We start from the raw sequence: 21,346 nt of genomic DNA on the forward strand, positions 1-21,346 counted from the left end.
CGGGGGAACGGCGCCATGGTAGCGCAGCCGGCCGGCCCGGCCGGGCTTTTGCCGTAAAATGCGCGGCCCACCGTCCCGACCCGGCCCCCACGATGACCTGCCGCACCCGCTTCGCCCCCAGCCCGACCGGTTTCCTGCACATCGGCGGCGCCCGCACGGCGCTGTACTGCTACCTGGAGGCGCGTCGCCGCGGCGGCCAGTTCATCCTGCGCGTGGAAGACACCGACCGCGAGCGCAGCACCCAGGCCGCCATCGACGCCATCCTGGAAGCCATGGACTGGCTGGGCCTGGACTACGACGAAGGCCCGGTCTTCCAGACCGCGCGCCTGGACCGCTACCGCGAGGTCGCGGAAAAGATGGTCGCCGACGGCACCGCCTATTACGCCTACGAAACCAAGGAAGAGCTCGAGGCCATGCGCGAGGCGGCGATGGCCGCCAACCTCAAGCCCCGCTACAACGGCTACTACCGCGACCGCAACGAGCCCAAACGCGACGATCCGAACCGGGTCATCCGGTTCAAGAACCCGATCGGCGGCAGCGTGGTGTTCGAGGACAAGATCAAGGGCCGCATCGAGTGGAGCAACGACGAACTCGACGACCTGGTGATCTTCCGCTCCGACGGTTACGCCACCTACAACTTCGCGGTGGTGGTGGACGACCTGGACATGGGCATCACCGACGTCATCCGCGGCGACGACCACGTCAACAACACGCCACGCCAGGTGAACATCTACAAGGCCCTGGGCGCGACCGTGCCGCACTTCGCGCACATGCCGATGATCCTCGACCCCGAGGGCGCCAAGCTGTCCAAGCGCTCGGGCGCGGCCAACGTCATGTCGTACAGGGATGAAGGCTACCTGCCGCACGCGCTGGTCAATTACCTGGCGCGGCTGGGCTGGTCGCACGGCGACCAGGAGATATTCAGCCGCGACGAGCTCAAGGCCCTGTTCGCCATCGAGGACGTGAACCAGAAGGCCTCGCGCCTGGACCCGGCCAAGCTGGGCTGGCTGAACCAGCATTACCTCAAGACCGACGACCCGGCGGACGTCGCCAGGCACTTCGAACCGCAGCTCGTCGCCCATGGCTACGACCTGTCGAAGGGGCCGAAACCGGCCGACGTGGTGGTGGCGCTTCGCGACCGCGTGCAGACCCTGAAGGAAATGGCCGAACGCGCCCACGTCTGGTATTGCCCGCTCAAGGCCTACGACGAGGCCGCGGTGGCCAAGCACTTCACGGCGGCCGCGCGCGCGCCGCTGTCGGAAGTGCGCACGCGCCTGGCGGCGGTCGAAGACTGGAGCCCGGCCGGCGTGGATGCCGCCCTGCGCGCCACCGCCGATGCCCTGGGCGTGGGCCTGGGCAAGATCGCCCAGCCGCTGCGCGTGGCCATCACCGGCACCCAGGTCAGCCCGTCGATCGACCACACGGTGTTCCTGGCCGGGCAGGCCGAGGCCCTGGCGCGCATCGACGCCGCGCTGGAAAAACTCCCTGCCTGAAGCGCCTCCCACCAAGGGGCCGGGAAGCGTTGATTTCGCGCCTTGCAGGCCCCAACCTAGACCCATGCCCCGCAGCCGAAGCCACGCCGTCCACGACTGCACCGACCCGGACCACCACGTCCACGACGCCGGTGCCTACGTGCGGGCGGTGGAACAGGCCTGCGCCGATCGCGGCCTGCGCCTGACGCCCCTGCGGGCGCAGGTGCTGGGCCTGATCGCCGACGCCGGCAAGCCCGTGAAGGCCTACGACCTGCTGGACGCGATGAAGGAAGAAAACGGCTCCAGCGCGCCGCCCACCGTCTATCGCGCGCTCGACTTCCTGCTCGAGCAGGGTTTCATCCACCGCCTGGCCTCGGTCAACGCCTTCATCGGCTGCCATCACCCCAACCTGCGCCACTCGGTGCCGTTCCTGATTTGCGACAACTGCCAGTCGGCGACCGAGCTCGAGGACGAACGCATCTGCGGCCTGCTCGACGAACAGGCGCGTGCGCTGGGTTTCGCCCCGCGCGCGCAAACCCTGGAGGTGCACGGCCTGTGCGCCCGATGCGCCGCGGCGTGAAGCGCGCCACCGCCGGCCTGGCCCTGCTGCTCGCGGCGGGAACGCCCTGGGCGCAGGATTTCCCGGTTCAACCGCCGGGTGGCGACGACAGTCCGCCGCCGCCGATCGGCCTGGCCCTGCCCGAGGACTTCCTGGCGCCGCCGTCCGACCTGGTGACGCCGCTGGCCATCCTCGACCGGCTGGTCGTGCCCGGCACGCGCATGCAGCTCGAATGGCGCCCGGGCGGCGGCATCAGCGCCGCGGAAATCCCCAGCCCGGTGGTGGTGACGCGCGGCGCCCTGTCGGGGCCGGTGCTGTGCCTGGTGGCGGGCGTGCACGGCGACGAGATCAACGGCGTCGAGATCGTGCGCCGCCTTTCCCACGGCATCGACCCGACCCGGCTGTCGGGCACGGTGATCGGCGTTCCCATCGTCAACGTGCACGGGTATTCGCGCGGCACCCGCTACCTGCCGGACCGTCGCGACCTGAACCGCTATTTCCCCGGCTCGCGCAGCGGCTCGATCGCCTCGCGCATCGCCAACGCGTTCTTCCAGGACATCGTCAGCCACTGCGACATGCTGGTGGACTTCCACACCGGCTCGTTCGAACGCAGCAACCTGCCGCAGGTGCGCGCCGACCTGACCCGGCCGGAGGTGCTGGAGTTCAGCCGCCACTTCGGAAACACCGTCGTGCTGCACAGCCCGGGCAACAAGGGCATGCTGCGCGTCGCTGCGACGGCGGTGGGGGTGCCGGCCGTTACCTTCGAAGCCGGCGCGCCGGCCCGCCTTGAGCCCGAGGAAATCGCCCAGGCCGTCGCCGCCATCGAACGGCTGATGGTGCAGACCAGCATGCGCGAAGACCCGGCCGCGGCCGAAGGTGCCGGCATGCCGCTCGATCCCGAAGTGATCGCCAGGCGCCCAGACCCGGCGCCGATCTTCCTCGATTCGCGCTGGGTGCGCGCCAACTCCGGCGGCCTGCTGATCAGCGAAGTCACGCTGGGCCAGCGCGTGCAGTCGGGCCAGCGCCTGGGCCGGGTGATCGACCCGGTGGCCAACGTCGAGCGCTACATCCTGGCGCCGGTCGCCGGCCGGGTGATCGGCATGGCGCTCAACCAGGCGGTGCTGCCGGGTTACGCGGCCTTCCACCTGGGCACCGAGACCAGCGAACAGCAGGCGGTGCAGGAAGCCGCCGACCCCGACACGGTGGTCGAAGACGACCCCGACCCGGAAGAACGCCCGGACGCGCCCGACCCGACGGCCGGCGAAGACTACGAATAGCCTGCCCGCCGGCTCGGTCGGCGCGGATCAGAAGTTCACGCGGATGCCGGCCATCACGTTGCGGCCAGGCAGGGGAGCGAAGTCCTTCAGGTAGGACGTGTGGGCGCGGGCCTCCCGGTCGCCCAGGTTGCGTCCTTCGACGAAGGCTTCCCAGCCGGCCAGTGCGGTGTCCCAGTGATAGGCAACGCCGGCGTCGACCAGGGTGTAACCGTCGGTCGCCGTTTCGAACTGCGCAACCTCGTCCTGGCGCTGTACGCGCACCGCGCCCAGGCGCGCGCGCCAGCCGCCCCGGCTCCAGACGAGGTCGGCGCCGGCGCGGCCCGGGGCGATGCGCGGCAGGCGGCTGCCGCCGTCGAGCCTGGCATCCACGGAATCGGCGAACAGGCGCAGGCTCCACAGGCCGCTGGCGTTGTCGGCCAGTTCGACGTCCAGCTCCGCTTCCCAGCCGGAGAACGTGGCGTCGGCCTGGGTCCAGGCGCGCAGCGGCAACCCGTCCTGCTCCAGGCCGGTGTCGGCGAGGTAGATGAAGTCGTCGAACGCCGTGCGGTACACCGCCACCTTGCCGTCGAAGCGGCCGTGGTGCAGGTGCAGGCCAAGTTCGGCGCCCAGCGCCACCTCGGCGTCGAGCGAGGCGTCGCCCAGCTCGTAGGACTGCGTCGCCACATGGGCGCCGTCGGAGAACAGTTCTTCGGCCGACGGCGCGCGTTCGGCGCGATTGAGGTTAAGGCTCAGGTGGGCTGCTTCGGAAAACCGCCACAGGCCGCCGAGCGCAAGGCTGGTCGCGTTGCGATCGGCGTCCGCGCCGGACTGGGGCGAAACGCTGACGCGTTCGTGGCGTGCGCCCAGTTCCAGCTTGAACTGGCCAAAGTCCTTTTCCTGCAGCGCGAACACGCCCAGGTCGCGGGTGATCGACGGCGGTACGAAGGCCTCTTCGCCGATGGCCTCGAAGTCGCGGTGGGACATTTGCAGGCCGAACGCGCCGCGCCAGCCGTTGATCTCGCGCTGCACGGCCTCGAAGCGTGCTTCCGTGCCGGTGTTGCTGAAGACCGTGCCGACTTCGTCGCCCTCGAGTTCGGTGTGCTCGTAGAGGCTGCGCTGCACGCGCCAGTTCAGTTCGGCGAAGGCGCCGACGTCGCGGACGCCGCCGCGGGCCTCGAAGCGGTCCTGGCGCAGGTCGAGCCGGACGACTTCTTCTTCTTCGTCGTGCTCGTCGTGGTCTTCGTCATGGTCCTCGTCGTGTTCTTCTTCTTCGTGCGCATGCGCGCCCGGCGGGATGCCGTACTCGCTTCGGTAGGTGCTGGCGGCCACGCCGAACCAGGCGCGTTCACCGAACCAGCTGCCACCCAGGGCGCCGCCTTCGGTGGTCAGCGCGCTGTTGGGCAGGCGGCCACGGGCGAAATGATCCGGGTCTTCGCCTTCTTCGATTTCTTCGGCGATCAGGCCCGGTGAAAACGCGTAGCCGGGTATGCGGACGTCGCCGCTGTCGCGGCGGAAGATATCGGCATGCAGGGTCAGCGCGCCGGCGTCGGCGTCCACGCGGGCCATGCCCACGGTGCCATCGTCCACGCTGGAGTGGCGCAGCTCGGCGCGGCCCGCCATTGCCCGGCCGACCTGGGCCGTGGGTACGCGGCCATCGACCACGTTGACCGCGCCGCCGATGGCGCCGCTGCCGTAGAGCAGGCTGGCCGGACCCTTTAGCACTTCGATCTGGTCGGCCAGGAAGGGTTCGATGCCGATGGCGTGGTCGGCGCTGACCGTCGAGACGTCCAGGGCGCTGCCACCGTTGGCCAGTACCTGCACGCGCGCGCCTTCCAGGCCCCGGATCACCGGCCGGCCGACGCCGACGCCGAAGCTGGCCGACTGCACGCCGGCCTGGCGCTCGAGGGTTTCGCCCAGGGTGCCGGACTTGCGGGCGTCGAGTTCCTGGCCGGTCAGCACGTCCACCGGGCGCGCCAGGTCCTCGATGCCCTGGCGCAGCGGCGACGCGGTGACTTCGACGACATCCAGGGTCTTTGCGACTTCGTGGGCGTGCTCGGGGTCCGGGGCGGCGTCCTGGGCCAGGGCCAGGGCGGGCAGGGCGGCGGCAAGCGCCAGGGCAAGCGGTGCGAAGCGGGGCAGTCGGGACATGGGCGGATCAGGCTCCGGGTTGTGATTTAGGGAATGTTATACTGTTCCAATCCGAAATGTTATACCATCCGCCCATGCCTGCAACGCCCCCCAGCGCAACCCCCGAATCCCTCGCCGCACCGGTGGTCCGCCGCCGCCTGCACCTGCCCGCCTGGGCTGATCGCCTGGGGGCCTTTGGTGCCTTCGTTTGCGCCTTGCATTGCCTGCTCGTGCCAGTGGCGTTGGCGCTGCTGCCGGCGCTGGGCCTGGGCCTGGTGGCCTGGCATGGCGTCGAATGGGCCTTTACCAGCTTGGCCACCGTGCTGGCCGTGGTCAGTCTTTACCTGGGCTACCGCGGCCACCGCGCCTACCATGCCTGGCTGATGGTGGCACCGGGCCTGGCCCTGGTCTGGCTGGCCCTGCTGTATCCGCCGCTGCACGATTCGGTGCTGCCGCACGCGGCCGCGATGGCCACTGGTGGCGTGCTTATCGCCATCGCCCACCTGGTCAACCTGCGGCTTTCCTACGGCCACAGCCACTGATCCCGCCGGCGCGCCTTGGTGACCGCCTCGCGCGGTGTTAGGCTACGCGCCCCACGTACACACACTTTCAAGGAAACACCATGGGTAGGGGCGACAAGAAGACCGCCAAGGGCAAGCGTTTCGCCGGTAGCCACGGCAATGCCCGCGCGCAGACCGTCAGCAAGCCGACCGCCGGCAAGGCCGCCGCTTCGGTGAAGGCCCCGGCCAAGGCTCCGGCGAAGAAGGCCGCGGCCAAGAAGGCAGCTGCCAAGTAAGCATGCGACACGTGGGGCCCCGGCCCCATCGCTGAAAACCCCGCCCCGGCGGGGTTTTTTCGTTCCCTGGCCCCGTTTTTACAGGCGGCGGCCGGCGACGTGGACGGAGTGCACGAGGTCGCCTCCGAGCCAGTAGGCCAGTTCGGCCGGGTGGCCGACGCGCCACTGCACGAAGTCGGCGCGCTGGCCGGGCACGAGGCGGCCGCGGTCGTGCAGGCCCAGGGCGCGGGCGGCGTGCACGGTGGCGCCGCGCAGGCTTTCCTCGGGGGTCAGGCGGAAATGCGTGCAGGCCAGGCTCATCGCCAGGCGCAGCGACTGCAGCGGCGCGGTGCCGGGATTGAGGTCGGTGGCCACCGCCATCGGCACCGCATGCGCGCGCAGTGAATCGAGCGGCGGCAGCTTCGTTTCCCGCAGCACGTGGAAGGCGCCGGGCAGCAGCACGGCCACCGTGCCCGCGGCCGCCATCGCGCGCACGGCCTCGTCGTTGGTCCATTCGATGTGGTCCGCGGACAGGCCGCCGAATTCGGCCGTCAGCGCGGCGCCGCCGAGGTCGCTTAGCTGGTCGGCGTGCAGCTTCACCGGCAGGCCCAGCGCGCGGGCCGCCTCGAACACCCGCCGGGTTTGCGCGGGCGTGAAGCCGATGCCTTCGCAGAAGGCGTCCACGGCGTCCACCAGGCCTTCCGCGTGCAGGCGCGGCAGCCAATCGACCACCCCGGTGATGTAGTCGTCGGCGCGGCCGGCGAACTCGGCGGGCAGGGCGTGCGCGGCGAGGTAGCTCGTGCGTACGGTGATGCCGAGCTCTTCCCCGATGCGGCGCGCGACCCGCAGCATCTTGCGTTCGTTGTCGAAGTCCAGGCCGTAGCCGGACTTGATCTCGACGGTGGTCACGCCGTCGGCGCACAGCGAGCGTGCCCGCGGCAACGATGCCGCAAGCAGGGCGTCCTCGCCGGCGGCGCGGGTGGCGCGCACGCTGGAAAGGATGCCGCCGCCTTCGCGGGCGATCTGCTCGTAGCTGGCGCCCTGCAGGCGGCGTTCGAACTCCTGGGCGCGGTCGCCGGCGAACACCAGGTGGGTGTGGCAGTCGACCAGGCCCGGGGTGATCCAGCGGCCTTCGGCCGATTCCACGCGTGCGGCCAGCGCGGCGGCTTCGCCGGGCAGTTCGCTGGCCGGGCCGGCGAAGGCGACCAGGCCATCCTTCCAGGCCAGCGCCGCCGATTCGATGACGCCGTAGGCGCCCAGGTCGTCGCGCAGCGTCGCCAGGCGCGCGTCGAGCAGCAGCCTGTCCCAGGGCGGGGCGAGGCGGCCAATCACCGGATCGCTCCAGCGGCGCGCAGCTCATCGGGCTCGAAACCGGCCGCGCGCACGATCAGGTCGCTGTGTTCGCCCAGGCGCGGCGGCGGCAGTTCGCGTCGCGTCGGCGAGCCGGAAAGGCGGATCGGGCTGCCCACCATGGGGATGCCGCCCAGTTCGTAGCGCATGCCGCGGGCGTGGGCCACGGGGTGTTCCAGCGCCTGGCAGACGCTGTTGATGGGAGCCGCGGGAATGCCCGCGCGCTCGAACAGGGCCAGCCAGTGCGCCGCGGGTTTGGCCTTGAACAGGTCGGCCAGCACCTGGCAGATGGAGTCGCGGTGACGGACCCGCGCGGCGTTGTTGCGCCAGCGTTCGTCTTCCAGCCAGCCGGGCTGCCCGAGCGCGCGGCAAAGCTGGGCCCACAGTTTCTCGCTGGCCACCGCCAGCACGAAGGACTGGTCGCTGGCGGCGAAGGCCTGGTAGGGCACGATGCTGGGATGGGCATTGCCGAAGCGCGGCGCATCCACGCCGGTGAACAGCGCATTGCCGGCGACGTTGGCCAGCAGTGAAAGCTGGGTGTCGAACAGGGACACGTCGATGCGCTGGCCGCGGCCGTCGCGCTGGCGCTGCAGCAGCGCCGCCAGGATGGCGGTGGCGGCGTTCTGGCCGGTGGCCAGGTCGGCCACGGCCACGCCGACCTTGCTGGCCTCGCCGTCGGCCGGGCCGGTGATCGACATCAGCCCGGCCTCGGCCTGCACCACGTAGTCGTAGCCGGGCCGCATCGCGCCCGGGCCGTCGCGCCCGTAGCCGGAGATCGAGCAGTACACCAGGCGCGGGTTGATCGACGCCATGGCCTCGTAGCCGACGCCCAGGGATTCGGCGCCGCCGGTGCGGTAGTTTTCGACCATGACATCGGCGCTGCGCACCAGGGCTTCAAGCAGGGGTCGCGCCGCCGGTGCGCGCAGGTCGATGGCCAGCGAACGCTTGTTGCGGTTGCAGCAGGCGAAGTAGGCCGACATGCCGTCCAGGAAGGGCGGGCCCAGGCCGCGGGTGTCGTCGCCTTCGAAGGATTCGAGCTTGATGACGTCTGCGCCCAGGTCGGCCAGCGTCATGCCGCACCAGGGGCCGGCCAGCACGCGGGAGAGTTCAAGCACGGTGATGCCGGAGAGGGCGCCCATGGCGAGGCATTGTATGCGCCCGCGCCGGCTGCATGCGAAACTTTGGCCATGACCACGCCCGCCGATGCCACCGCCGTCGTCCCCGTCGCGAGCCCGGACGGGCACTGGCGCATCCCCGGACTGCCCAACCTGCATTCGCACGCCTTCCAGCGTGCGATGGCCGGGCTGGCCGAACGCCAGAGCAAGCCCGAAGACAGCTTCTGGACCTGGCGCGAGCTGATGTACCACTTCGCGGCGCGGCTCGATCCCGACAGCCAGTACGCCGTGGCCTGCCAGCTTTACGCGGAAATGCTGGAAGCCGGCTTCACCACCGTCTGCGAATTCCACTACCTGCACCACCAGCCCGACGGTCGTCCCTACGACGACCCGGCGGCCATGTCGAAGTCGCTGGTCGCCGCCGCGCGCGACACCGGCATCCGGCTGACGATGCTGCCCGTGCTGTACATGCGTGGCGGCTTCGACGGCCGGGTCCTGGGTGAACGCCAGCGCCGCTTCGGCCATTCGCTCGACGCCTACCTGGCCCTGCTGCAGTCGCTGCAGGCCCTGCGCGGGCCGACGGTGGAGGTCGGCGTGGCCCTGCACAGCCTGCGGGCCGTGCCGGCCGACGCGATGGCGGCGCTGCTGGCGGCGGTCGAAGGCCAGTCGCTGCCGGTGCACATCCACATCGCCGAACAGATCGGCGAAGTCCAGGAATGCGAGTCGCTGCGCGGCGCGCGTCCGGTGCAATGGCTGCTCGACAATGCGCCGGTCGGGCCCGACTGGACCCTGGTGCACGCCACGCACCTGGTGCCCGCGGAAGTACAGGGCATCGTCGCCAGCGGCGCCACCGTGGCCATCTGCCCGACCACCGAAGCCAACCTGGGCGACGGCCTGTTCCCGCTGCGCGAGTTCCTTTCGGCCGGCGGCCACTGGGGCGTGGGTTCGGATTCGCACGTGTCGGTGTCTGCGGTGGAGGAACTGCGCTGGCTTGAATACGGCCAGCGCCTGGCCACGCGCCGGCGCAACATCGCCGTGTCCGGAGGCCAGCCCAGCACCGGCACGCTGCTCTACACCCAGGCCCTGGCCGGTGGCCTGCGCGCCTGCGGGCAGGGCGGGGTGGCGGCGGCCGACCACGTGCTGCTCGACGGCGGCCTGCCGGCGCTGGCGGGTGCGCGCGCGGCCGACGTGCTCGACCGCTACGTCTTCGCGGGCAACCGCCCGCTGGTGCGGGAAACCCATGTCGACGGGCAGCGGGTCGTCGCCGATGGCCGGCACCGCGACCACGATGCCGTCGCGGCGCGCTACCGCACCACGCTCGCGCGCCTGCTGGCCGACTGATTCCCGCCAGCCCGGGTTTCGTCGGCGGCAGGGCCGGCTTCGTCGCACGCCGCCGCCCGTGGCCTCGGGCCGGGGCATGGTGGCAGCGTCCCCAGCCCGAGGTGCCCCACCATGCGTCCCAAGACCCTGCTTGTTTCCCTGTTCGCCGTTGGCCTGTCCGGCCCGGCCTTCGCCCTGGATGATGCCGGCGTTGCCGCGGCGCTGAAGCAGCGGCTGGAAGGCGACCGCACCGGTGCCTGCCTGGCCGTGGCCGTGGTGGAGGCCGCGGGCGTTTCGCGCGCGTACGGCTGCGCAAGCGCCGAAGGCGAGCCGCGCGTTGGCGCCGGCACCGCATTTGAAATCGGCTCGGTCAGCAAGACCATGGTCGCGGCGGTGCTGGCCCAGGAGATCCTGGCGGGCGGCGGCTCGCTCGACGACCCGCTGGCCGCCTGGCTGCCCGAAGGCACCAAGCTGCCGGACTTCGAAGGGCAGCCGATCCTGCTGCGCCACGTCGTCACCCACACCAGCGGCCTGCCGGCGCTGCCGCCGGGCGTGGCCATCGCCGATCCGGCCAATCCCTACGCCGGCATGAACGCGAAAATGCTGCACGCGGCCTTGGGCCGGGTGCAGCTGCCGCGGGCGCCGGGCACGGCCTTCGAATATTCCAACTTCGCGCTGATGCTGCTTTCAGACGCGCTGGCGCGCCGCACCGGCCAGGACTTCGAGGCGCTGCTCGACCAGCGCCTGTTCACGCCGCTGGGCATGCAAGGCGCATACGTCGACCGGCGTCCCGAGGGCGTCACCGCCGCGCGCGGCCATGCGCCCAACACCCAGCCGGTGCCGGCCTGGACCTTCAAGCCCGGCCTGGCCGGCGTGGGTGGCGTGCGCGCGACGCTCGACGACATGGTGGCCTACGTGCAGGGCCAGCTGGGGGACGCGCCCGAAGCACTGGTGCCGGCGCTGGAACTTTCGCAGCAGCCGGTGTGGACCGATGGCCAGCCAAGCATGGCCATGAACTGGATCATCGCGCCGCTCAACGGCCGCCCGGTGCACGTGCACGAAGGCGGCACCGGCGGTTTTTCTTCGCTGGTGGCCTTCGACCGCGAAGCCGGCCGCGGCGTCGTGGTGCTGTCCGACACGGCCCTGCATTCGCTGGGCGGGCTGGGCAGCATTGGCCTTCACCTGCTCGACCCGAAAGTGCCGCTGGGCCAGCCGCGGGTGGCCACGCCGGCGCCGGAGGCGCTGATGGATGCGCTGGTCGGCGACTACCAGCTGCAGGGCGCGATGAAGCTGACGCTGCGGCGCAAGGGCGGGGCGCTGGAAGTCCAGGCCCAGGGCCAGCCGGCCTTCGAGCTGGGCCACGACAGCGCCGGCGATTTTTATCCGCTGGCCTTCGACGCGCTGCTTAAGCCGGTCAGGCAGCCGGACGGCAGCCAGTCCTTCGTCTGGGTCCAGGGCGGCGGCGCCATGCCGGCGCAGCGCATCGGTGCGCGTGGCAAAACCCCCTGAGCGGCCGATATGCTGCGCCAGCCATGAACGAATCCGCCGAAACCTACAGCCTGGCCCGACCGCTGCCCGCCGACGTGCTGGTGGGCGGCAACACGGTCTGGAGCCGCTACCACCGCTACCCGGTGTTCAGCGGGCCGTGGCTGCGCGGCCGCAGCCTGCTGTTCGGGATCGTCATCGCGGCCTTTTCCCTGGTGGTGTGTTTCGGCACGGCGGTGACCGTGCGCGACTGGGGCATCGGCGCGCTGGCCGGCGTGCACATGTTCGTGGCGTTTTTCCTGATGGCCACCACCGGTCCCGCCCTGGCGACGTTCGCGCGCCACCGGGGCTGGCCGGTGCGACGCGAGCGGGTGTTCGTGGTGCTGGCGGTGCTGGTGGGCATGGTGGCGAGTTTTTTCGCCGACCAGTGGGCGTCCACGTATGTTGAAGGCGAGGTGCGCCAGGCCCTGGTCGAAGCGGGCGCGGCGACCAGCAAGAACCCGGAAATAGACCCGGCCTTCAAGACCCCGGCCCTGGTGGTCAACCTGGTCGTGCTGGCGGTGATCTACGGCGTGTTCGGCGGCGGCCTGGCGCTGCGTGCCTACTTCAGCGAACGCCGGCGCTGGGCCACCGACCAGCGTGGCCGGCAGCTGGCCGCCCTGCGCGCGCAGAAGCAGCAGTCCGACCTGCGGCTGGGCCTGCTGCAGGCACAGGTGGAGCCGCACTTCCTGTTCAACACCCTGGCCTCGGTGCGCGCCCTGGTGCGCCAGGACCCGGCCCAGGCCGAGGCCACGCTCGACGCGCTGGTGGCACACCTGCGCGCCACCATTCCCAAGCTGCGCGATGGCGACAGCCTGCTGCACTCGACGCTGGGGCAGCAGCTCGACATCTGCGCGAGCTACCTGGAGCTGATGCGCCTGCGCATGGGCGGTCGCCTGGCCTATGCCGTCGTGGCGGAACCCGCGCTGCGCCAGCGGCCATTCCCGCCGCTGCTGCTGATCACCCTGGTCGAGAACGCCATCAAGCACGGCATCGAACCCCAGCCCGGCCCGGGCCGGGTCGAGGTGCGCGCCAGCCTGCGCGGCGACCGCCTGGTGCTGAGCGTGGTCGACGACGGCGTCGGCCTGCAGCCGGGCCTGGGCAGCGGCGTCGGCCTTGCCAACGTGCGCGAACAGCTGGCCACCCGGTTCGGCGGCGAGGCGACCTTCAGCCTTCGCGGCCTGGCCGGCGGCCGCGGCGCCGTGGCTGAAATCACCGTGCCGCTCGCCGACGACGCTGGCGCGGTCGCGCAGGCGCGCCCGTGAGCCGCGTCACCGCCATCGTGGCCGAAGACGAGGCGCCGCAGCGTGCCGCCCTGCTGGAGATGCTGGAAGACGCGTGGCCTGAACTCGAGGTACTGGCGGCCTGCGAAGACGGCCTGGCCGCGCTCGACGCGGTGGCCGAACACCGCCCGCAGGTCGCTTTCCTCGATATCCGCATGCCCGGCGTTAGCGGCCTGGACGTGGCCCGGGCGGCGGTGGCCGCCGGCGCGCGCGTGGTCTTCACCACCGCCTACGACGACTACGCCCTGCGCGCCTTCGAGGCCGGGGCGGTGGATTACCTGCTCAAGCCGGTGGCGCCGGCGCGGCTGGCGCTGGCCATCGAACGACTGAAGGAACAGCTGGCCAGCGGCGACGACGGCCTGCACGCGCGCATCGAAGAGCTCGAATCGCGGCTGCGCCCGCGCGGCGAGCGCCAGTTCCGCTGGATCAGCGCCAGCATCGGCGACAACGTGCGCATGATCGGCATCGACGAGGTGCTGTATTTCCAGGCCCAGGACAAATACGTGCGGGTGGTGACCGGCGACGACGAAGCGGTCATCCGCACGCCGCTCAAGGACCTGCTGGCCGGCCTGGACCCGGACGAGTTCTGGCAGGTGCACCGCGGCGTGGTCGTGCGCGTGGCCGCCATCGACCGCCTGCGCAAGGACGAGCTGGGCAAGGCCCGGATCAGCCTGCGCGGGCGCGGCGAAACCCTGCCGGTCAGCGCCGCCTTCCTGCATCGCTTCCGCGGCATGTAGGCTGCGGGGCATGAAATCCTGGTGGCTGCTGATTCTCCTGGCGCTGCCGGCCCCGGGCCTGGCGTCCGGCCGGGCCGGCGACGAACTGCTGGTGTTTGCCGCCGCCAGCCTGCAGGAAGCCATGGACGACGCCGGCGCGGCCTGGCAGGCGCGCAGCGGCCAGCGGGTGCGCGTGTCCTATGCCGGCAGCGCGGCGCTGGCGCGACAGCTTGAACGCGGCGCGCCGGTGGATGTGTTCGTGTCGGCCGACGCCGCCTGGATGGACTACCTGCAGGCACGTGGCCTGGTGGACCCGGCCAGCCGCTTCGACCTGGCCGGCAATGCACTGGTGCTGGTGGCACCGCGCGACCGGCCAGCCGCCGTGGCCTTGGAGCCGGCAGCACTGCTGGCGGCACTGGGCCCCCGCGGCCGGCTCGTACTGGCCGACACCGGCAGCGTGCCCGCGGGTCGTTACGCCCGGCAGTCGCTGCGCACGCTGGGCCTGTGGCAGGCCCTGCATGGCCGGCGGGCGGAAACCGACAGCGTGCGCGCCGCGCTGTCTTTCGTGGCACGCGGCGAAGCACCGCTGGGCATCGTTTACGCCACCGACGCGCGGGTCGAACCGCGGGTGGTGGTGGTGGCACGCCTGCCGGCCGGTTCGCACGATGCCGTGCGCTATCCGGTGGCGCGCGCCGGCATGGCGCCGGCCGCGCGCAGCGCCGGCTTCCTGGCCTTCCTGCGGGGCGACGAAATGCGCGACGCCCTGCGTGCGCGTGGATTCATGGTGCCCTGATGCTCCAGCCCGCCGAAATCGAGGTCGTGCTGCTCAGCCTGCGCGTGGCGCTGCTGGCCGTGCTGGGCTCGCTGGTGCCGGCGGTCGCGGTGGCCTGGGTGCTGGCGCGTTTCCGGTTTCCCGGCAAGTCGCTGTTCGACGCGCTGGTGCACCTGCCGCTGCTGCTGCCGCCGGTGCTGACGGGCTACGTGCTGCTGGTGGCCTTTGGAAACCAGGGCGCGGTCGGCCACTGGCTGGGCGAAACCTTCGGCATCGAGCTGGCCTTTCGCTGGACCGGCGCGGTGCTGGCGGCGGCGGTCATGGCCTTCCCCCTGTTCGTGCGCGCGATCCGGCTGTCGTTCGAGGCGATTCCGCGCGAATACGAAGAAATGGCGGCCAGCCTGGGCGCGCGCCGCTGGGCCACGTTTGCGCAGGTGGATCTGCCGCTGGCGCTGCCCGGGCTTGCCGCCGGCGCGGCGCTGGCCTTCGCCAAGTCGCTGGGCGAGTTCGGTGCCACCATCACCTTCGTGTCCAGCATTCCCGGCGAGACCCGCACCCTGTCGCTGGCCATGCACCAGCTGATGCAGCAGCCCGGCGGCGAGGCCGGCATCACCCGGCTGGCGATCGTGTCGCTGTTGCTCGCCCTGGGCGCGCTGCTGGCCTCGGAATGGCTGGCGCGGCGCTCGCGGGTCCGCCGTGCCAGCGAATAGGCGGGCCGGCGGGTCGGGCGGCTTATAATCAGGGCCTTGTCCTGGGAGCCGACGATGCCTGCCGCCAACCGCAAAGACCCCTCGCGAAAGATCGCCGCGCCGCGCGGCAGCCAGCTCAGCTGCAAGTCCTGGCTGACCGAAGCCGCCTACCGGATGATCCAGAACAACCTCGACCCCGAGGTGGCGGAAAACCCCGCCGAGCTGGTGGTCTACGGCGGCATCGGCCGCGCCGCCCGCGACTGGGCCAGCTACGACGCCATCCTCGACAGCCTGCGCACCCTGGAAGACGACCAGACCCTGCTGGTGCAGTCGGGCAAGCCGGTGGGCGTGTTCCCGTCGCACCCCGACGCGCCGCGCGTGCTGATCGCCAATTCCAATCTTGTGCCGCACTGGGCGACCTGGGACCACTTCCACGAACTCGATGCCAAGGGCCTGATGATGTACGGCCAGATGACGGCCGGCAGCTGGATCTACATCGGCTCGCAGGGCATCGTGCAGGGCACCTACGAAACCTTCGTCGAGATGGGCCGCCAGCACTACAAGGGCGACCTGACCGGCCGCTGGATACTCACCGCCGGCCTGGGCGGCATGGGCGGCGCGCAGCCGCTGGCGGCCTCGCTGGCCGGCGCCTGTTCGTTGAACATCGAATGCCAGCAGTCGCGCATCGACATGCGCCTGCGCACGAAGTACGTGGACGAACAGGCCACCGACCTCGACGACGCCCTGGCCCGCATCGAACGCTACACCAGCGGCGGCCAGGCCAAGTCCATCGCGCTGCTGGGCAATGCCGCGGAAATCCTGCCCGAACTGGTGCGCCGCGGCGTGCGTCCCGACGCGGTCACCGACCAGACCTCCGCGCACGATCCGCTGCACGGCTACCTGCCGGCCGGCTGGTCGCTGGAAGAGTGGTTCAGCGAACAGAAGAACAACCCGCAGAAGGTCATCGACGCCGCCAAGCATTCGATGCGCACCCACGTCGAGGCGATGCTGAACTTCGAGGACATGGGCGTGCCCACCTTCGACTACGGCAACAACATCCGGCAGATGGCCTTCGACGTGGGCTGCAAGGACGCCTTCGACTTCCCGGGCTTCGTGCCGGCCTACGTGCGGCCGCTGTTCTGCCGCGGCATCGGCCCCTTCCGCTGGGTCGCGCTCAGCGGCGATCCCGAGGACATCTACAGGACCGATGCCAAGGTCAAGGAACTGATCCCCGACAACCCGCACCTGCACCGCTGGCTGGACATGGCGCGCGAGCGCATCAGCTTCCAGGGCCTGCCGGCGCGCATCTGCTGGGTTGGCCTGGGCGACCGCCACCGCCTGGCGCTGGCCTTCAACGAAATGGTGCGCACCGGCGAGGTGAGCGCGCCGATCGTGATCGGCCGCGACCATCTCGACAGCGGCAGCGTCGCCTCGCCCAACCGCGAAACCGAAGCCATGATGGACGGCAGCGACGCGGTCTCCGACTGGCCGCTGCTCAACGCCATGCTCAACGTCGCCGGCGGCGCCACCTGGGTGTCGCTGCACCACGGCGGCGGCGTCGGCATGGGTTACAGCCAGCACAGCGGCGTGGTGATCGTCGCCGACGGCACCGAGGCCGCCGACGCGCGCCTGGCCCGGGTGCTGTGGAACGACCCCGGCACCGGCGTCATGCGCCACGCCGACGCCGGCTACGAGATCGCCAAGGCCTGCGCCCGCGAGCAGGGACTGAAGCTGCCGATGCTGGAGGCGGGCAAGTGATCGGCGTCCTGTTCGCGCTGGCGCTGGCCATGCCGGCGCCGCCCCCGGACGCACCTGCGCCGGACCAGGCCCCTGCCGAAGACTGCCCGGCGACGCGAATGGTGCAGCCGCGCTACCCGGTCAAGGAAGCGCGCGCGAACAAGACCGGCCTCGTGCTGGTCGGGGCCCGCTTCGACGATTGCGGCCGCGTCACCGAAACCCGCATCGACAAGAGCTCGGGAATCACCGCCTTCGACGAGTCCGCGCTCGCGTCGGTCGCCGCCTACGTGCTGTCGGCCGGGCAGCGGGCCAAGGCCAGCGATGGCTGGATCCAGGCGCCGGTCAAGTTCGGTGGATTCCGCACCGTGGTGCCCGTCAGCATCCCCTGGCCGCGTTCGCATCGCCGGCCCGTGTACCTCAAGGACGACGAACCTTTCCCGTTCGAGTCGATCCAGGCCTTCCAGGCGGCAGCTCCCGACTCCGGGGACAAGGTGTACACGCCTCCGTATGCCATGGGCCGGGATCCGCAAATCGGATTCATCCATACCAGCCTCGTGCCGGATGCGCGCGATCCGCTGGTCTTCTGGTTTCGCTATACCGTGCAGCCCCCGCGTCCCGCGTCGCCCACCGCGCCACTGCCGGAGAACATCAGGGTGGGCGTGGCGCGATACCGGCTGGTGGAAGAGCAGGGTGTGCCCGTCGTGCGGTTGGCTATCCTTTGCGAACGTTCGGCCGACGAATGCGGGCGTTTGGAGACTTTCCTGTTCGAGGGCCTTCCTTTCGCGAAGGCGCGTCGCCACTGAAGGGCGGAATCCGACGCCGCTGGCGGCTTCGACGCTGGCGCGCCGGTGTGCAACCGACCATGCTTGATCGCAGAACCCCAACGGAGTGCAGCACATGATCGGCTACGTCACCCTCGGCACCAACGACATGGCGCGGGCCTGCACCTACTACGACGCACTGCTGGCCGAACTCGGCGCCAAGCGCATCATGGAAGGCGAGCGTTTCGTCGCCTGGGGCACCGACATGCAGTCGCCCAGCCTGGGCGTGATCACCCCCTACGACGGCAAGGAAGCCTGCCGCGGCAACGGCACCATGGTCGCGCTGGTCGTGCGCACGCCGGCCCAGGTGGAGGCCCTGCACGCCAGGGCGCTTGAGCTGGGCGGCACCGACGAAGGCGCGCCTGGCGAACGCTTCAAGGGATTCTACGCGGCCTATTTCCGCGACCCGGACGGCAACAAGCTCAACTTCTTCTGCATGGGGGCCTGACCGGTAGTGCTCTGGGAAACCCTCAGCGCCGCGCGCGACCTCGGCCGCCTCAACGAGGTGGCCTCGGTGGCGGCGCGCTACGGGTTTGGCGACCTGGTGCGGCGCATTGGCCTGGCGGGCGCGCTGGAGCGGGCTGGCCACCTGCTGCATTCGGAAGCCACCGCCGAGCTGGCGACACTGTCGCCACCCGAGCGCGTGCGCCGCGCCTTCGAGGAAATGGGCCCGAGCTTCGTCAAGCTGGGCCAGTTGCTGGCCACGCGCGTGGACCTGTTCGCGCCCGAATGGATCGCCGAGTTCGAGAAGCTGCAGAACCAGGTGCCGGCGGCCGATTTCGAAGCCGTGCGCGAACAGGTCGAACAGGACCTCGGCGGCCCCATCGAATCGGTGTTCCCCGGATTCGATGAAGTTCCGATCGCGGCCGCTTCCATTGCCCAGGTCTACCGGGCGCGGCTGGTCGACGGCAGCGAAGTCGCGGTCAAGGTGCGTCGTCCCGGCATCCGCCCGCAGGTCGAGGCCGACATGCGCCTGCTGCAGCGACTGGCGCGCGTCCTTGAATCGGAATCGCCCGACCTGCGCCGCTTCCAGCCGCAGGCCCTGGTGCGCCAGCTGCAGGCTTCGCTGTCGCGCGAACTCGACCTGGCCGCCGAGTGCCGCCACGCCGAACGCATCGCCGCCAGCCTCGCCGACGAGCCGGCGCTGGTCGTGCCGCGGGTTTATTGGGACCACACCTGCGAGCGCATGAACGTGCAGCAGTTCATCGACGGCATTGCGCTCGGTGACACCGAGGCCCTGCTTGCCGCCGGAGCCGACCTGCCGGAACTGGCCCGCATCGGCGCCCGCGCCGGCATGCGCATGATGTTCGAGGACGGTTTCTTCCACGCCGATCCGCACCCGGGCAACGTCATCCGGCTTCCCGGCGACCGGCTGGCCCTGCTTGATTTCGGCATGGTCGGCCGCCTTTCCGAATCGCGCCGCTACCAGGTGCTCGACCTGTTCGACGGCCTGGTGCGCCGCGACGCCGGCCAGGTGGCCGAAGTGCTGCTTGAATGGGCCGCCGACGACCAGATGGACGAAGCCGCCCTGCTGCAGGAAGTGGACGCGTTCATCGACCACTACCACGGCGTGCCGCTGGGCGAACTGCGCCTGGGCACCGTGCTCACCGAAATCACCGCGCTGCTGCGCGAACACGCGGTCGTGCTTCCGGCCGACCTGGCGATGATGGTCAAGGTGCTGGTCACGCTCGAGGGCGTGGGGCGCCGGCTTGACCCGGACTTCGACATGGCCAGCGAAGCCGAACCCTACCTGCGCCGGGCCATGCGCGCGCGTTATTCCCCGAAGGCGATCGCCAGGCGCGGCCGCCGCGCGGCCGGCGACACGATCAGCCTGCTTTCGTCGCTGCCCGGCCAGCTGCGGCATGCGCTGCGGGCGCTGCGCCAGGGGCGTTTCAACCTCAACCTGGACGTGGAGCGCCTGAAGGCCTTCGGCGAACAGGTGGCGCACTCGGCCAACCGCCTGACGGTGGGCATCGTGGTGGCGGCGCTGATCATCGGCTCGTCGATCGTGATGACCGTCGAAGGGGGGCCGACCCTGCTGGGCCTGCCGCTGTTCGGCCTGCTCGGTTTCCTGGGCGCGGCCGTGGGCGGCGTCTGGCTGGTGTGGACGATCTGGCGCAGCGGCGGCGGGCGCTGAGGGTTCAGCCCGCGGCGCGCACGCGGATCTCGGCGTCGCCCCAGCGCACCACCTGGCCGGCGCGGATCTTGGCGGTCTTGCGCAGCTCCACCACGCCGTCCACGGAAACTTCGCCGCTGGCGACGATGGCCTTGCCCATGCCGCCGCTGTCGCACAGTCCGGCCAGGCGGAGCAGGTCGTTGAGCGCGACGAAATCGCGGTCGAGTTCGAAATCGATGGTGGTCATGCCGTGTCCCTGGCAGGTGAAGGTGGCCGCGGCTGGCTGGCCAGCCAGCGATCGAGGGCATTGCCGAAGGCCTGGCGGTCGCGGGCGTGGAAGCCGGCCGGGCCGCCGGTGTCGACGCCCGAACCCCGCAGTTCGTCCATGAAGTTCCGCATCGTCAGCCGCTGGGCGATGGTGTCGGCGGTGTAGAGCTCGCCGCGCGGGTTCAGGGCCAGCGCGCCTTTTTCCAGCACCAGGGCGGCGAGCGGGATGTCGGCGGTCACCACCAGGTCGCCCGGCGCGCAGCGTTCGACGATTTCGCCGTCGGCCACGTCGAAGCCGCCGGACACCTGCACCGACTTGATGAACCGCGAGGGCGGCGTGCGGATCCAGCTGTTGGCCACCAGCGTCACCGGCACCCGGGTGCGCTCGGCGGCGCGGAACAGGATGTCCTTGATGACGTTGGGGCAGGCGTCGGCGTCGACCCAGATGTGCATGCGTGCGTGGCCCGGTGCAAACGCAAAGGATACGCCGCCGGGTTCAGGGGCCAAAGTGCGCCACGTCCGCCAGCAGCCAGTCGATGAATCCCTGGGCGGCGGGGCTGGGCTGGCGATGCGCCGGATACACCACGAAGTAGCTCCAGCGCGCCGGCATGCCCGGCAGGTCGAGCAGCCGCAGGCGGCCGTCGGCAAGGAAGGGCGTCAGGATCCGCTCGCGGGCCAGGGCCACGCCCAGGCCCAGGGCGGCGGCCAGCATGGCGTCGGTGGTGTCGCTGAACTGGTAGCGCTCGCGCGGCGTCGCGCCGTGCACGCCGGCATGACGGAACCAGTCGTGCCAACCCTGGCGGGCCTTGTCGGCGATCAGGGGCAGCGCGGCGAGGTCGGCGGGCGAGTGCACGCTCGCCAGCCCCGGCATGTCGGGTGCGGCCACGGGCCGCATGGTGTCGTCCATCAGCGCCACGGCGGCAAGGCCCGGCCACTGGCCGGGGCCGTGGCGGATGCCCAGGTCGTGGCCGCCGTCCTCGAAGCGGCTGAGCGTGGCTTCGGTGTCGAACACCAGTTCGGTGTCGGGATGCTGGTCCACGAAGCGTCCCAGGCGCGGCAGCAGCCAGGTGTGCACCACCGAGTGCAGGGTGGTGATGCGAACCTTCGCGGCCTGCAGGCGGCGCGGGCGCAGGCTGTTGAGCACGCCCTCCATGTCGGCGAGCGCGTTGCCGGCGGCGTCGGCCAGCTGGCGGCCCTCCTGGGTCAGCGTGACGCCCCGGGCGTGGCGCTGGAACAGGGCGACGCCCAGCCGGGCCTCGAGCTTGCGCACGTGGTGGCTGACCGCGCTGGCGGTCAGGTGCAGCTCTTCCGCCGCGTGGGTGAAGTTCTGGTGGCGCGCCGCCGATTCGAAGGCGGCAAGGGCAGGCAGCAGGTCGGACCGGACGCGTGTCATGAGCCTCAAGCCAAGTTTGTGGCAATGCCGGAAAGTATGCGCTTGTGGGCTTTT

At 70.9% G+C, this 21,346-nt stretch carries 21 protein-coding genes; 15 read left to right on the plus strand and 6 right to left on the minus strand.

Annotation, left to right across the window (positions count from 1 at the left end):
- Positions 1-92 precede the first annotated feature (92 nt).
- From gltX to IEX13_RS02495, 3 genes are all read left to right on the plus strand, one after another.
- Positions 93-1,493 carry a glutamate--tRNA ligase gene (gene gltX, locus IEX13_RS02485; protein WP_188660888.1) on the plus strand — a complete coding sequence of 467 codons (1,401 nt, stop codon included), beginning with the start codon at positions 93-95 and terminating at the stop codon, positions 1,491-1,493.
- 64 nt (positions 1,494-1,557) lie between these two features.
- A complete protein-coding gene (locus IEX13_RS02490; protein WP_188660891.1) occupies positions 1,558-2,052 on the plus strand; it encodes a transcriptional repressor in 495 nt (164 codons plus the stop codon).
- Positions 2,037-3,308, plus strand: a complete 1,272-nt coding sequence (locus tag IEX13_RS02495) for a succinylglutamate desuccinylase/aspartoacylase family protein (protein WP_229668485.1) — start codon at positions 2,037-2,039, stop codon at positions 3,306-3,308. The genes IEX13_RS02490 and IEX13_RS02495 overlap by 16 nt, the downstream gene beginning before the upstream one ends.
- Before the next feature lie 27 nt (positions 3,309-3,335).
- Here the strand turns inward: IEX13_RS02495 and IEX13_RS02500 are convergent, their stop codons facing one another.
- Positions 3,336-5,435, minus strand: a complete 2,100-nt coding sequence (locus IEX13_RS02500; RefSeq protein WP_188660896.1) for a TonB-dependent receptor — start codon at positions 5,433-5,435, stop codon at positions 3,336-3,338.
- Between the two features lie 74 nt (positions 5,436-5,509).
- On the opposite strand from IEX13_RS02500, the gene IEX13_RS02505 reads away from it, so the two are divergent.
- A complete protein-coding gene (locus IEX13_RS02505) occupies positions 5,510-5,956 on the plus strand; it encodes a MerC domain-containing protein (protein ID WP_188660898.1) in 447 nt (148 codons plus the stop codon).
- 80 nt (positions 5,957-6,036) lie between these two features.
- Complete coding sequence (locus IEX13_RS02510) at positions 6,037-6,210, plus strand: 30S ribosomal protein THX (RefSeq protein WP_188660901.1); 174 nt, start codon at positions 6,037-6,039, stop codon at positions 6,208-6,210.
- A gap of 78 nt (positions 6,211-6,288) precedes the next feature.
- On the opposite strand, the gene hutI is transcribed toward IEX13_RS02510, so the two are convergent.
- Together hutI and IEX13_RS02520 are read right to left on the minus strand one after the other, a co-directional pair.
- Complete coding sequence (gene hutI, locus IEX13_RS02515; protein WP_229668426.1) at positions 6,289-7,521, minus strand: imidazolonepropionase; 1,233 nt, start codon at positions 7,519-7,521, stop codon at positions 6,289-6,291.
- Entirely contained in the window at positions 7,518-8,678 is a 1,161-nt protein-coding gene (locus IEX13_RS02520) for a CaiB/BaiF CoA transferase family protein (protein WP_188660904.1), read from the minus strand. Before IEX13_RS02520 ends, hutI begins: the two co-directional genes overlap by 4 nt.
- A gap of 48 nt (positions 8,679-8,726) precedes the next feature.
- On the opposite strand from IEX13_RS02520, the gene IEX13_RS02525 reads away from it, so the two are divergent.
- The 10 genes from IEX13_RS02525 (at position 8,727) to IEX13_RS02570 (ending at position 19,653) form a co-directional block, all read left to right on the plus strand.
- A complete protein-coding gene (locus IEX13_RS02525) occupies positions 8,727-9,995 on the plus strand; it encodes a formimidoylglutamate deiminase (protein ID WP_188660907.1) in 1,269 nt (422 codons plus the stop codon).
- A 111-nt stretch (positions 9,996-10,106) separates the two neighbouring features.
- On the plus strand, positions 10,107-11,483 hold the full coding sequence (locus IEX13_RS02530) for a serine hydrolase domain-containing protein (protein ID WP_188660910.1): 1,377 nt from the start codon (positions 10,107-10,109) through the stop codon (positions 11,481-11,483).
- 23 nt (positions 11,484-11,506) lie between these two features.
- Positions 11,507-12,763, plus strand: coding sequence for a sensor histidine kinase (locus IEX13_RS02535; protein ID WP_188660913.1), 1,257 nt, complete (start codon positions 11,507-11,509; stop codon positions 12,761-12,763).
- Positions 12,760-13,518, plus strand: a complete 759-nt coding sequence (locus tag IEX13_RS02540; RefSeq protein ID WP_188660915.1) for a LytR/AlgR family response regulator transcription factor — start codon at positions 12,760-12,762, stop codon at positions 13,516-13,518. The genes IEX13_RS02535 and IEX13_RS02540 overlap by 4 nt, the downstream gene beginning before the upstream one ends.
- Before the next feature lie 10 nt (positions 13,519-13,528).
- Complete coding sequence (gene modA / locus IEX13_RS02545; protein WP_188660918.1) at positions 13,529-14,290, plus strand: molybdate ABC transporter substrate-binding protein; 762 nt, start codon at positions 13,529-13,531, stop codon at positions 14,288-14,290.
- Positions 14,290-14,979 carry a molybdate ABC transporter permease subunit gene (gene modB, locus IEX13_RS02550; protein ID WP_188660921.1) on the plus strand — a complete coding sequence of 230 codons (690 nt, stop codon included), beginning with the start codon at positions 14,290-14,292 and terminating at the stop codon, positions 14,977-14,979. Before modA ends, modB begins: the two co-directional genes overlap by 1 nt.
- Before the next feature lie 54 nt (positions 14,980-15,033).
- A complete protein-coding gene (gene hutU, locus IEX13_RS02555) occupies positions 15,034-16,716 on the plus strand; it encodes a urocanate hydratase (protein ID WP_188660924.1) in 1,683 nt (560 codons plus the stop codon).
- Positions 16,713-17,498, plus strand: coding sequence for a TonB family protein (locus IEX13_RS02560; RefSeq protein ID WP_188660928.1), 786 nt, complete (start codon positions 16,713-16,715; stop codon positions 17,496-17,498). Before hutU ends, IEX13_RS02560 begins: the two co-directional genes overlap by 4 nt.
- 94 nt (positions 17,499-17,592) lie before the next feature.
- Positions 17,593-17,964 (plus strand): VOC family protein, encoded by a 372-nt coding sequence (locus tag IEX13_RS02565; RefSeq protein ID WP_188660931.1) that lies wholly within the window; start codon positions 17,593-17,595, stop codon positions 17,962-17,964.
- Positions 17,965-17,970: 6 nt separating this feature from the next.
- Complete coding sequence (locus tag IEX13_RS02570; RefSeq protein WP_188660933.1) at positions 17,971-19,653, plus strand: ABC1 kinase family protein; 1,683 nt, start codon at positions 17,971-17,973, stop codon at positions 19,651-19,653.
- A gap of 4 nt (positions 19,654-19,657) precedes the next feature.
- Here IEX13_RS02570 and IEX13_RS02575 read toward each other — a convergent pair whose 3' ends face one another.
- The 3 genes from IEX13_RS02575 to IEX13_RS02585 are packed head-to-tail and all read right to left on the minus strand — an operon-like array spanning position 19,658 to position 21,292.
- A complete protein-coding gene (locus tag IEX13_RS02575) occupies positions 19,658-19,879 on the minus strand; it encodes an RNA-binding S4 domain-containing protein (RefSeq protein WP_188660935.1) in 222 nt (73 codons plus the stop codon).
- Complete coding sequence (locus IEX13_RS02580; RefSeq protein ID WP_188660937.1) at positions 19,876-20,352, minus strand: YaiI/YqxD family protein; 477 nt, start codon at positions 20,350-20,352, stop codon at positions 19,876-19,878. The genes IEX13_RS02575 and IEX13_RS02580 overlap by 4 nt, the downstream gene beginning before the upstream one ends.
- A gap of 43 nt (positions 20,353-20,395) precedes the next feature.
- Positions 20,396-21,292, minus strand: a complete 897-nt coding sequence (locus IEX13_RS02585) for a LysR substrate-binding domain-containing protein (RefSeq protein ID WP_188660939.1) — start codon at positions 21,290-21,292, stop codon at positions 20,396-20,398.
- Positions 21,293-21,346 lie beyond the last annotated feature (54 nt).

Source organism: Arenimonas soli, from assembly GCF_014643775.1.
In the GTDB taxonomy this organism is placed as follows: domain Bacteria; phylum Pseudomonadota; class Gammaproteobacteria; order Xanthomonadales; family Xanthomonadaceae; genus Arenimonas; species Arenimonas soli.